The sequence below is a fragment of the Bacteroides salyersiae WAL 10018 = DSM 18765 = JCM 12988 genome (assembly GCF_000381365.1).
Lineage (GTDB): Bacteria > Bacteroidota > Bacteroidia > Bacteroidales > Bacteroidaceae > Bacteroides > Bacteroides salyersiae.
This window is the reverse complement of record NZ_KB905466.1, coordinates 2,867,230-2,879,792: the sequence shown is the minus strand read 5'-3', so window position 1 is coordinate 2,879,792 and position 12,563 is coordinate 2,867,230. Positions and strand designations below refer to the sequence as shown.

Annotated in this window: 7 protein-coding genes; 2 read left to right on the top strand and 5 right to left on the bottom strand. The window is 44.0% G+C overall.

Annotated features, from left to right (window positions below; all coding sequences use genetic code 11):
* Nucleotides 1–114: 114 nt before the first annotated feature.
* The gene (locus HMPREF1532_RS10490) at nucleotides 115–1,053 is read left to right on the top strand and encodes an AraC family transcriptional regulator (protein ID WP_005928775.1); all 939 of its coding nucleotides are present in this window, start codon (nucleotides 115–117) and stop codon (nucleotides 1,051–1,053) included.
* A 626-nt stretch (nucleotides 1,054–1,679) separates the two neighbouring features.
* On the opposite strand, the gene HMPREF1532_RS10485 is transcribed toward HMPREF1532_RS10490, so the two are convergent.
* The 5 genes from HMPREF1532_RS10485 to HMPREF1532_RS10465 all read right to left on the bottom strand — a co-directional run bounded on the left by HMPREF1532_RS10485 (nucleotide 1,680) and on the right by HMPREF1532_RS10465 (nucleotide 9,792).
* Nucleotides 1,680–2,555, bottom strand: coding sequence for an IS3 family transposase (locus HMPREF1532_RS10485; protein WP_129649191.1), 876 nt, complete (start codon nucleotides 2,553–2,555; stop codon nucleotides 1,680–1,682).
* A gap of 8 nt (nucleotides 2,556–2,563) precedes the next feature.
* The gene (locus tag HMPREF1532_RS10480) at nucleotides 2,564–2,953 is read right to left on the bottom strand and encodes a hypothetical protein (RefSeq protein ID WP_005927532.1); all 390 of its coding nucleotides are present in this window, start codon (nucleotides 2,951–2,953) and stop codon (nucleotides 2,564–2,566) included.
* Nucleotides 2,954–3,053: 100 nt separating this feature from the next.
* Nucleotides 3,054–4,772: an FG-GAP-like repeat-containing protein gene (locus HMPREF1532_RS10475; RefSeq protein WP_005928772.1), complete on the bottom strand. Its 1,719-nt coding sequence runs from the start codon at nucleotides 4,770–4,772 to the stop codon at nucleotides 3,054–3,056.
* A gap of 12 nt (nucleotides 4,773–4,784) precedes the next feature.
* On the bottom strand, nucleotides 4,785–6,560 hold the full coding sequence (locus HMPREF1532_RS10470; RefSeq protein ID WP_005928769.1) for a glycoside hydrolase family 43 protein: 1,776 nt from the start codon (nucleotides 6,558–6,560) through the stop codon (nucleotides 4,785–4,787).
* A 292-nt stretch (nucleotides 6,561–6,852) separates the two neighbouring features.
* Nucleotides 6,853–9,792 (bottom strand): glycoside hydrolase family 2, encoded by a 2,940-nt coding sequence (locus tag HMPREF1532_RS10465; RefSeq protein WP_005928766.1) that lies wholly within the window; start codon nucleotides 9,790–9,792, stop codon nucleotides 6,853–6,855.
* Between the two features lie 376 nt (nucleotides 9,793–10,168).
* Here HMPREF1532_RS10465 and HMPREF1532_RS10460 point away from each other — a divergent pair, with 376 nt between their 5' ends.
* Complete coding sequence (locus HMPREF1532_RS10460) at nucleotides 10,169–12,436, top strand: glycoside hydrolase family 97 protein (protein ID WP_005928764.1); 2,268 nt, start codon at nucleotides 10,169–10,171, stop codon at nucleotides 12,434–12,436.
* Nucleotides 12,437–12,563 lie beyond the last annotated feature (127 nt).

Below are 12,563 nucleotides of genomic sequence, written 5' to 3'. Positions count from 1 at the left end.
GTAATCCCCGTCAAAATTAAAATTTGATACTTTTTCATTTTTATCGAATATCCATTGCGAAACCACTCTCCTATATTTGCATCATGAACAATAACCTTTAATTATTTTAATGCTATGCTGAAGATCAAAGAAGGATTTAAAGGCGAACGACTGATCAGTCTTCCCTTATTTGCTATCGAGAAGTTCAAAAAGGATGAATTAGGCAAAGAGTTATACCTTACTAATATAGGTTATTTTCCAAATGCCGAATATCATTATTGCCGGAGAGAAGCAGCTAATTCTGCCGACTATATTCTTATCTATTGCGTAAAAGGCGAAGGCTGGCTCGAATATAACGGAAAAAAATTAAAAGTTGCAGAAGATCAGTTCTTTATCATTCCACAAGGCATGTCCCATGCTTACGGAAGCAGCAAAGGGAAGCCGTGGTCTATCTACTGGATACACTTCAACGGTAAAAAAGCCGGGTATTTCAGTAAAGGTTTCGATATCCCTCAAGATATGCCGTATAACTCACAATCGAGATTCAAAAACAAAATAGATCTGTTTGAGGAAATATTCAGTACCCTGCAATCAGAAAGCAGTACCGAACAAATGTCTTATGCCACCAGCGTATTTTTCCATTTCTTAGGCATCATAAAGTGTTCTAGTTCGGGAAAGAAAGAATCGGAAGCCATCAAAGAGAGTAGCATTATCGATACTTCCTTGAAATTCATGCGGGAGAATCTGCACAAGCATCTTTCTTTAAGAAATATGGCAGAGCACGTGAATCTTTCCGTCTCTTACTTCTCCAGAATATTTATTGCCCAGATCGGCACTTCACCATCCAAGTATCTGGCACAGCTCCGTATGGAGAAAGCCTGCCATTATTTAGAAGAAACGGAGATGAAAGTGAATCAAATCAGTCCGTTGGTCGGATTCGATGATCCTCTTTATTTCTCAAGGCTATTTACCAATTATCTGAAATTATCTCCTACCCAATATAGAGAAAATAGAAACAGAACTCTATTTTTCAGAACAACAACACAGACAGCACATCATACAATGGCCATATAAATACTTTAAATACTGGATTACAAGTTTTTTTGCCATATCCATGTAATCCAGTGTTCAAAGTAGTATCCTCTTCGCCCACTCACTCCTTTTTACATTTCAGGACTAACTTATATACGTGACTTCCAGAAGCTTTTATTTAAAAACAAGCATAAACATCCTTATTACCAATACATAACAAGTAATTCCATAGCCATATATGCTCCGCCATCATTTTTCTATAAAACCGGGATATCAAAACATCCGGATGTTGTCACACAAAACATGGGGATGTTCTTATATGCAACATGGGGATGTTGTGCATGAAAACATCCGGATGTTTTTACACCTAAAGTTTATCAAGATGATGTGTACTGGATTTAGTTGACAACTTCGATTGTTATTACTGTATTCGTTCACTCAACAATTTTCAATACCTGAATAGGTTTACATTTCTGTTTGTTAGACCTACTGTAGTTGTCCTATTTGGATTTCCAAATATAATGCTAATTATTCTATTTATTCCAAATGTTGTTGAACTGATTTTTGTTATTATCTCGTTTGCCAAGAAATATCCTTGGTCGGGGATCGCCGTGCGGCAAGGGGCGGGACCACCCGTCCCGACGAGCACAATCTGAGTCGGGGCACTTTCATACCTTCTCCTCCTTTATAATTTCCATTGGTGTGCGCATTTTCAAAGCTTGGTGTGGCCGGATATTATTATATGTGTACACAGCCTGTTTAATACGTTCTTCCACCTGGTTAAAAGTCTCCTTCCCGCAGTCAAAGAGCCATCCGTTCTTAATAGTATTGTTCATCCGCTCGGCCAATGCATTATGCAGAGGATCACCACACTGTGTCATGCTTATGCTTATATGTTGTGCTTTTAACGTGTCAACGTATTGGTTTGAGCAGTATTGAACCCCACGGTCTGAATGATGTATCAACCCGCTGATGTCTATCCCGTTCTCTCTGTAAAACAGAAAAGCTGACTCCAAAGCTTTCATCGGGCCTTCCGTTGTCAATGAAGGACAGAACGAATAGCCTACTATTGCACGACTGTGGCTATCAGTAAGCAAGGACAGGTATGCCCAGCCATCCCTGGTGGAGACATAGGTAATATCTGCCACAACCATACTTCCGCTTGTGCTTGCTACGAACTTAGGTGTCGTGTTCAGCAAATCAGGATATATATAATAATTATGATTGGAGTTCGTTGTTTTGGGACGTACACGCTTCTTCCTCTGGACCAGACCATTAGAGCGGAATATCTCATAGCACTGGTCACGACCTATCACCATTTTCTCCTTAAAGTAACGAACACAGCATACATATAGCTCACGCATACCCGATTGGGGCATTAAAGTTCTTAATTCTTTGCAATACAGAACAATACTTGTCTTCAAAACATTAACTTCACACTGTCTGTCCACATGTTTATAGTAACCTTGTCTGGTTATGCCGAAGTAACCACAGAGTCTGTTCAGACCACCGCATTTACGGTTGACCGAGCCTCTCTGTGACAAGGTGTCGATTACTTGGCATCTGAGTTTTTTCGCACGGGGATATGATAGGTCTGCTCTGTCAGATCAATTAGCACCTCGCAGGCTTCATGAAGCATCTTTGTCGTATCCAAATCCCGTTGAAGTTGACGGTTAGACTTGTGTAACGCTTCATTTTCAGCACGAAGCTGAGCGATAAGGGACGCTGAGTCTTCGTCTATCAGCTGTGGATCAATGATGGATTTTTGCATCTTAGGATCTTCTATCTCGTACATTTTCATCCAGCGGGACAATGTACCTAAACTTAATCCATTACGTCGTTCAAATGTTTTCCGACGGTCGGAGCTGGAAAGATACTCGCGAATATAAGACTTACTTTCCAATTCTGTAAACTTTCTGTGAGGTTTTCTTTTGGTTGACATACTTTTTTTGATTTAGAAAGTGTCAACTTATTCAGTACACTACAAGAAGCGAATAATAAACTATATTACCATTACTTAATCAGTATATTTCTCGGAGTAGTCAATACATGCACTTTAGCGGTGCGTCTTCTCCACTTACCGAAACAACGTACACTCCTTTTTCCGACAAAGGGATAACCGTATTGGAAAAGCCCGTATTAACCGTTCTGCCATCCATGTCATAAACCACCACCTTGTGGTTATCCACTCCCCGGATCACTACTCCGGAATCTACAGTAACGACTCTGAAATGATCGAACGCCGCAACTTGCCGGATACCCGTTGCCGAGAAACCTGCCGTCGCAAACTTACTACCGGCATATGACTGGTCCAACGTCTGAACCCCTACCGTATATTTACCTTCACCGAACACACGCATCCGATAAGAGTTGAGAGCGGAAGAAAGAGAAGTCTGCAAATCAGTACCGACTTTCAGCTTACCGGTTTCAATATCTACCGGGATCATGGTGTACAGTTCACCGGTAGTCTCGTTACGAACATAAATATTATAGCGCAGGGCCGCTTCGGGGGTCTCTTTATCGGAACCGGGTAACCAGGTGATCAGGAGTTCATTCCCCTCCATCGTAGCCGTAACCTTGGCGGGAGGCTCGGGAAAAGTATTTACAGGAAGCCCGTTTTTCTGAGGATTGTTCTCATAAACCCGCAACGGTGAAGAATAATAAGAGTCGGGAGCTTTATCGTAAGTTCCTACATAACCGCCGACTATCAAGTCCATATTGCCGTCGCCATTCACATCACCCATATTAATACCCCCGTCCTGATTGACCGGAACCACCGGATAAGATTTATCCATCACAAACTTTCCTTCCGGAGTCTGATAATAGATACGGTTTCTATATCCGGAACCGTCACTGGGTTCCCCGTTTATCACCATATCCATCCGGCCGTCACCGTTAAAGTCGGCAACCAACGGATTGGCCCTACTGACTCCCAAAAGGTTGCTTTCTTTTTCCGAAACATACCGATAGGTACATTTACCGTCCTTATCAACCGTGTTGTAGAACAAAGAAGCAAGACAAACCCAATTATCGCCATTCCCGGTACTGATAATATCCAATGTTCCGTCACCGTTAATATCTGCCAACGTGGATTGTCCTTGAAAAGCGCCATAAATATTTGCCGGAGTCTCGTCTGCAAATGAGCCGTCACGCTTGTTGATATAGGTTTTAATTCCGGTAGACGCCCGGTCACTATATCCGGAAAATTCAATATCGAGCCAACCGTCGTTATTCAGATCGCCAAACATAACCGAACCATTGGTAGCCCCCTCAAACACTTGTTGCTCCTGATGGATAAAGGTACCGCTCCCACGGTCATTCAGATACAAGTCCACACGCCTCCCCTCGTGATAGTTCATCACAACAACGTCCGTATATCCGTCGTGATTATAATCGCCTACGGAGATCGGATTGTAAAAACCTTCATCTTTGTATGGGAAGAATCCCGGATTGGCAACTTTCTCAAAACGATAATCATTCTCTTCTCCCAAGTTCCGATACAAGGCCACAATCTTAACATCACTGCTTACATTCCAATCTCCTCCCTGCCCCATAATCAGCAAATCGAGATTCCCGTCATTGTTAAAATCAAAAAACACTGCATTAGTATACGTACTTATCGGCAGATAGGATTCCTTTTCAAGTGTAAAAGTTCCATCACTATTACGCCGTACAAGAATAGCCAATTCATCCCAGACGTGGGCAATCCCCCCGATACAGGGCAATGCCATAAGCAGACAGGCAATCAATCTCTTTTTCATAAGTCCCTCCTTTTATTCTTCTGCCGCCAACCCGCCGGGGCCGTCAAATTTATACTCAAATGAATCAAACCAGGCACTTCCGCCATCCGCTTTCGTATTATAGGAGTAAAGGCCTACGCGGGAACCCTTCCAGTCGCGGGAACCTTCCCGAAACGAATCGCCGCAGTCCAGATAATTCTGTCCGTCCAAACTGTAGGAAAATTGATGATTATTCGTCAAGGCGTCGATCGCTAATTTCACATAAACTATCCGGTCATCCGCTCCCTCTATTGTTTTAATCAATTTTACCTGCCCTTCATTCTCATAATAAACAACCGGCTGCAACACTCCGCCGTCCATTTGCATCAAGATACCTGCACCACAGAATTTATCACCGATACATTCCAGACCGGCCCGTTGTCCTTCTGTCATATCCGAATAATCCATCCGAATGACGGCTTCTCCTTTATATCCCATCGTTTTCTGTGTAAACTGATTACGGGATTCGCGCACGTTTTCTGCCTTTAACGCTTTAATTTCCAGCCAGCCGGGACGGGATGTCAAAGACCAGTTTTCGTTTGCCGGATTGTGGTTGAACTGCCATTGCAAAGCCAACTTATCCGATGTGAAGTCGTCACTCGATTGCGGGGCATGAGGGGTTACATTACATTTTATAGAAGGCTTCTTGCAGACTTTCATCGGCTCGCCTACTCCATTCTTGTCATAATCCATACCGATAACCGGGAAACCGTCTTCCCATACCACCGGCTGCAAATGTACGACACGCCCCTGAGGATCGGCCGACTGGAAATGATAGAACCACCATTCTCCTTCGGGAGTATCTACCAAAGCACCTTGATGCGGACCATTTACTTTGGTCACTCCCATCTCCAGCACACGCTTCGATTCATAAGGACCGTAAATATCTTTAGAACGCATCACCGTCTGCCAACCGGAACCGACGCCGCCTTCGGGAATGCTGATGTAATAGTAACCATCCTTTTTAAAAAGTTTCGTGCCTTCGGCCACCGGACCTTCATATACTTTCTGGCCATCGTCAAGAAGCCGTGTGCCGTCCGCACTCATTTTATGAATATAAATAGGGCCACCGCCCAACTGGCTACGCCCGACATAAGCTTGCCCATCCTCATCCCAGAACGGACAAGGATCTTCCCAACCACCGGCACTCTTCACACAATGCAACGGAGACCAGGGGCCGGCCGGATTTGTAGCGGTAGACATAAACAAACCGTCATTCGGCATACAGACGAACATCCAGAATTTCCCGTCATGATAGCGCAAAGCAGGCGCCCAGCTACCGTCGCCATAACGTTTCATTTCCGAAAAGCCGGGATAGTCGATACGATCGTATATCTGACCGATAATGGTCCAGTTAACCATATCTTCGGATTCGAGAACCGGTATTCCCATAAAATGGAACTCAGAACAGATCATATAATATTTATTTCCCACCCGGATAACATCCGGATCGGAATAGTCGCCATTCAGGATGGGGTTGGCAAATGTCCCGTCACCCAAATCTCCCCAACGGGAATCGGTGTACCAACCACTCGAACCGCCTAAATCCTGGCCACCACTGAACAATCCCATATATCCGCTATTGGTATATGCGCCCAATACCGGGCGCGCCCGGTGCTCACCGGGAAAAAACTCCTGTACGGATTCATCATCTGTTCCCACCCTTTCAAAAGCAGTCATTTGCTGGGCAACGCCACTTGTAAAAGGTAAGCAGGCAAACGCAACCGACAAAAGGGAAATACTTTTCTTTAAAGAGAAAATGTGCTTCATAATTTTTAATTTAAAACTTGGTTAATAGTCAAAGACCTGTTGCAAATGTAGTATTATCGACTCTCGGATCGAGTTTTAAATGTATCGATAAATATAATCAATGTAGATATCTTGGTGTGTTTAAATATATTCCGGGCCGATCTTCTACATTTGTACTATAAAATGAGAGTATTGATCTATCTTCGAGAAAAAAATTGGGATTTGCAGTTAGACGGTTATGATATGCGATTGGAGTTATTTCAATCGTACAACATCATAAACCGTCTAATCGCAAATCCCGAACAGTTATATGTTAGTTGTTATAAGGGGTCACCACCAGTTTATAAGAACCGCCGTCCAATAACTTTTCGTCGAACGTAATGGTAACATTCTTCCTCTCACCCGCCATAAGGGTAAAATAGTTGTCATTCATGATAGCCGGCAAAATGCGCTCACCATCCGAGGTGCGGTATGCCTGCACATGCACGGCAAAGGCAACACCTTTGGCAGAAGCGGGGTTGGTGATGGAAGCCTGGATTTCCGCCTTTCCATCTTTTTTCACCATTTTGGAAGAAACCTTCAAATCCGCTTTCGGCAAAGTGTTCAAAGCCGTAAAGTTCAAACGGTCGTTACCACGCCAATAGTTATTTTCCGAAACTACATTTCCGGCTTTATCTTTCAAGGTCAGGCGGATAAAATGAACATCGCTCAATCCTTCACTGGGCTGCGTTCCACTCAAGACATCGAAACTCCACAAGGAATAACCGAACCACCAGCCGAGTTCGATACCGAACATACGTACATAACGGGCATCCACTTCGGGGAAGGTAATTTCGTCTACACCACCGCGTCCTTCATCCGTCTTATAGACTTCCTTCCAGTTTTCCGCATCGTTCGATACCTGTATCTTATAAGCTTTTCCGAACGAAGCCTCCCAATCTAAACGAACACCACCGACAGGCTGCACACTACCAAGATCTACATAGATCCACTCATTATCCGCTTTAGCTGCTGCCCAACGGGTGTCCTTCTTACCGTCCGTAGCATCCGAAGGTTGCCCGTAAGTGACACTCGACGCATAAGTCGGTTTTCCTAAAGACAGATTTTTGCGTTCTTTATTAAAATCGATGGTAAAACACTGTACGGTAGTGTTACTGGGCGAATTGACCGTAGCCGATTTCGTGTAAGCCGCTACCGGTTTACCATCCAGATTGTATACTTTAACCTCGGCAGTCAACCCTTCCAGATCACGTGCCGTTGTGTTGGCAATCTTTACACCATCCGTCACCGGATTCCAAAGAATATGTACCGGTTCGCAAGCCGACTTCGCCCCCCAATAGGCACCTGTCAGATCATAATAATAATCATATGTCTGCCAAACCATTGAAGGATATGCCGACTGCCCCATCCAGGTCATGATGCCCGATGCATCTTCCCACATACGATCCAGCCAGCCTTCATACATTGCTTTGTTCGACTCGATATTGATAAGCTGCGCTTTACGGCAATAATCTTCAATGCCTTCAGGCTTACCGAAACCTTTTGCGATAGAAGCGTCATAACGCTCGGGAGCCGCATTGAAAGCATTCTGCCCGAAATAGTGCTTATTCCACATATCATCACGCGGCCACCAGTTTTCTTCCGGCATAAACTTTTTAAAGCTCTCAAAAGTAGTCATTACAGCAGTACCTATTTCCGTACGGAATCCCCAGCCGCGTGCCGGATCGCCTTCCAATCCGTCAGGATATTTAGAGAAGTAGAAACGAGGTTCGAAAGCCCCCCACGGGCCACTACCGGTCAGCCCCTGTGCATGGGAATTTGCCTGAAAATAACGGTCGCCCCCATCAAACGTTTTGATGTTCTCGGCCATCCAGCCTTCCAACGGCGGTTGTGGATTGGACTCATTATCTCCACACCACACTGCCACACTCGGATGATTGCGTATGCGTTTAATCTTCTCCATCATGTTATTATTGAACACGTTAAGATCGTAAGGCAAATTCGGATTGGAATTAATCCAGAAATCATCCCACACCATAATTCCATATTTGTCACAAGCTTCATAAAATTCCTCATCGGTCACAGAGCCCAGCCAATTACGTATCATATTAAAGTTCATCTCTTTATGCAAACGAACCTTTGTATCATATTCGGCACCACGGCAACGAAGCATGTATTCCGACATCCCCCAATTGGCCCCTTTTACAAATACGGGAACCCCATTGATATAAATGTGGAAAGTGTTATTCTCCTTATCATAAGTATATTTCTTTATACCGAAAGTAACATCTTTCGTTTCGGAAACTTTGTCATCCACCTTTACTTCGAAAGTACAAGTATACAGATTCGGCTCTCCGTATCCGTTCGGCCACCACAACCGGGGACTGTCGAGCATCAATTGCGGATAATAACGTTTGTCAAAGCTGACGGTAGAAGTCGTATTGGCAGATAAATCGATCTCTTTGCTAAAAGTAATATTACCCGGCTTGATCATACCCGTCACTACGACCTTAACCGATTTATTCTCATTATTCTTCACTTCCAATTGTGCAGATATATCCGCCCGCGCACGAGTGGGTAAATCAGTACGTATCCACGGATCAATCAAGGTCACACCTCCCGTATTGCTCAAAAATACTTTATCGGTAATACCCATATTCAATCCCGGGACATATGGCATCCAGTCCCAGCCACCACTGGAAAGATAGGTAGGACTACCGCAGTTGGCCAACGGAGTTTGCGGCATATGCACCAGCACAGCCAATACATTTTCACCGGTTTTATCCACCATATCGGTTACATTAAAACGTCCCCGGTGCATAAAGCCATCCAGAATACCCAAATTGTGTCCGTTCAGATAAATTTCCGCCTTACGGTTCACCCCGTTAAAATTGAGCCAGATCAGTTCTTTATCAAAATCGGCAGGAATCCTGAACTCGGTACGGTACCAGAAACTGCGATCGTATTTGGCACGATCTACATTATGGATATTATCACCGAAGTTAGGGTCTTTTTCCAGTCCGGCATTTACATAAGCCGTAAAAGCAGTCCCCGGAACTACAGCATCTACCCATGAAGATGCATTGTATCCCTTATTACACAAAGTGTTTGCGTCTTCTTTCACTTCGGCCTGCGGTTTCAACTTCCAGGCAACAACCGGTTCGCCGCTATGCAGAAAAACCTGTGCAGCCTGTGCAGAAAAACTAAAAGCGGATGCCAGCAGTAAAAGGCCGGCCCCCAATGTGTTACTCATCTTTCTTTTTATTTCCATTTTATCGTATTTATAATATATAACTTATACTTACCTTACCATCGAACCACTTACCTATCTACAACCCTATTAATTAACTACTTATCCACCTACCTGCTTACTACTTGCTACCTAATACCTGACTACTTACCTCCCCCTGACCTATCCGATTGCAAAATAAGCTGATTGACAGGAAAAAAAGAATAGATAATCTTACCACGAATATGGATAATCTTACTTTTCATGATAACGCTTTCTGTAAAGGTAAAATTATCCATATTCAGAATAGAATTATCCATTCCACATGTGACAACTATGCCGTTCCTTTGTAGCAGCCAATAAAAGAGACAGATAGAACTTGTTAATAACCATACGGAATATGAAAAAACATCTTATTTTAATCATCGTCTTATGCTTTGCAGCAACCTTGCAGCTAAAAGCACAAAAAGAGTATACAGTCAGTTCGCCTAACGGAACGCTGGAACTTAAAATTATAACAGAAGATACTCTCTCTTACCAACTATTTTCCGGCGGAGAGGCGATCTCTGAAATCTCTCCCATTGCAATGGTGGTAGAGAGGAACGGCCGCCAACTGGTTTTAGGAGAAAATCCGGTAGTGGAGAAGTGTACCCGGAATTTTATCAGTCAGAAAATCCCGATGCATCTGGGCGAAAATGACGAAATAGACGACACCTACAACGAAATGATACTCGATTTAGGCTCTCTTTACTCCTTGCACTGCCGGGCGTATGACGAAGGAGTAGCCTACCGGATGGAAAGTAAAATCAGTGGAAGTATCACCGTTCGTACCGAAATAGCAGAATTCAATTTTAAAGACAATCCGCAAGTCTGGATTGCCTATGACGAAGACAAACGTACCATGAGCCAGTGGGAACTCCCCTATAAACGTGAGTTAAGTGTGAAGTCGATCAAAACAGGAGACTACGGCATTAATCCCTGCTTTTTCAGAAATAATAAGAAAGCAATCGGAATCACGGTTATCGAGTCCGATTTGGAAAATTACCCGGGTATGTACTTATTAAAAAAAGAGGCCGGAAATAAATTAGTAGGCAAATGGGCCGAATATCCCAAAAAGATCAAGAACGAAAATAAATACGACTCTCAGGCTGTATTAGAGCGTTACGACTACATTGCCGTGACACCGGGAAAACGCACTTACCCGTGGCGTGGATTTATCATCAGCCATGATGATTCGGAACTTATGAACAATGACTTGGTTTACAAATTAGCAAAGCCACAGGTAGAAGGAGACTTTTCCTGGATATCGGGAGGCAGAACCGCTTTCGAATGGTTGCACGACGGCGAGCTTGAAGGTGATTTAGGCTTTATCTATGGTCCGTTCGGCGACGGACGTCCTCATACGCTCGAATTCTATAAGTATTATGTCGACTTTGCAGCAGAAATGGGATTTGAATGGATGACCTGTGATGCCGGCTGGGGGGAAGAGTACATCAAAGAGCTGTGTACATATGCCCGGAGCAAGAACATTAAAATTATGGTGTGGAGCTATTTCAATTTCCTGCTTGTTGACGAACCGATGCTTGCCCGTTTCAAAGAATGGGGGGTATCCGGTGTGAAAGCCGACTTCATGTCCAGAGACGATCAGATTGCAGCCGGCTGGATACCGACTATGGCAGAACGTTGTGCAAAGAACCAGTTGATGCTGTTGCTGCACGGCTGTCCCAAACCGGTGGCATGGCACCGTACCTACCCGAATATCATCAGTTATGAGGCAGTGACAGGTGAAGAAAGTAACAAATGGAACGATAATTGTAACCCGGTATACCACACGGTGATCCCTTTCCTGCGCATGCTTGGAGGAGCAATGGATATGACCCCCGGCTCTCTGCGCAACAAAACCCGGAAAGGATGGACCTGGAAAGGTACCGGCGCCCCTTGGAGCTTGGGTACACGCGCACACCAGATGGCTCAGTATGTAGTATATCATCAGACATTGGGATTCGTGAGCGATGCACCGACGGAATACCGGAAATTCCCGGAGATAATGGAGTTCTTAAAGCACGTACCTACCGTCTGGAATGAGACAAAACCCCTGCAAGGGAAAATCGGCGAATATGCAGTCATGGCACGCAGGGCAGGAAACGAATGGTATATAGGCGGATTAAGCAACTGGACAGAACGCAGTCTCAACGTTGGTTTTTCATTCCTTGATCCTAATACACGTTATAAAGCCTACATTATTGAAGATATACCGGAAAAGAACAACGACACATCGAGCCGTACCGGAGATGCGACAGCATGCAAATGTTATACGGCCGATGTTACCAGTCAGACTCAAATGAGTTTTCAAGTAGCAGAAGGAGGCGGTTTCGTGATACGTATTTATCCGGATCCCGATGACACCGGAATGAAAGGCACGGAAATAACGGAGAAAGTAAAAATATGGTATGAGCAGAAGAATGAAAGTATCTACGTACAACTTCCGGAACGGGAGCTTACTGCCGACATTCGTCTTTACGATATTGCAGGGCGTCCGTTTTATCCGAACTATGCAGCCAATAATAATCCGCTTTGCATCCCGGTACCCTATTTATCCAAAGGATATTACTGTATAAAATGTACCACCCCCGATATCAGCCAAAGTACACTTATTTATAAAAACTAATCATTTCAACCGGAATCATTCATATGCAGTAGTAAGCTGATCAGTAGTAAGTAGTTAAGTAGTCAAGTAGTTAAGTAGAAATGACTTGTCTAATGTATCCTCCTTAACTACTTACTACTTAACTACT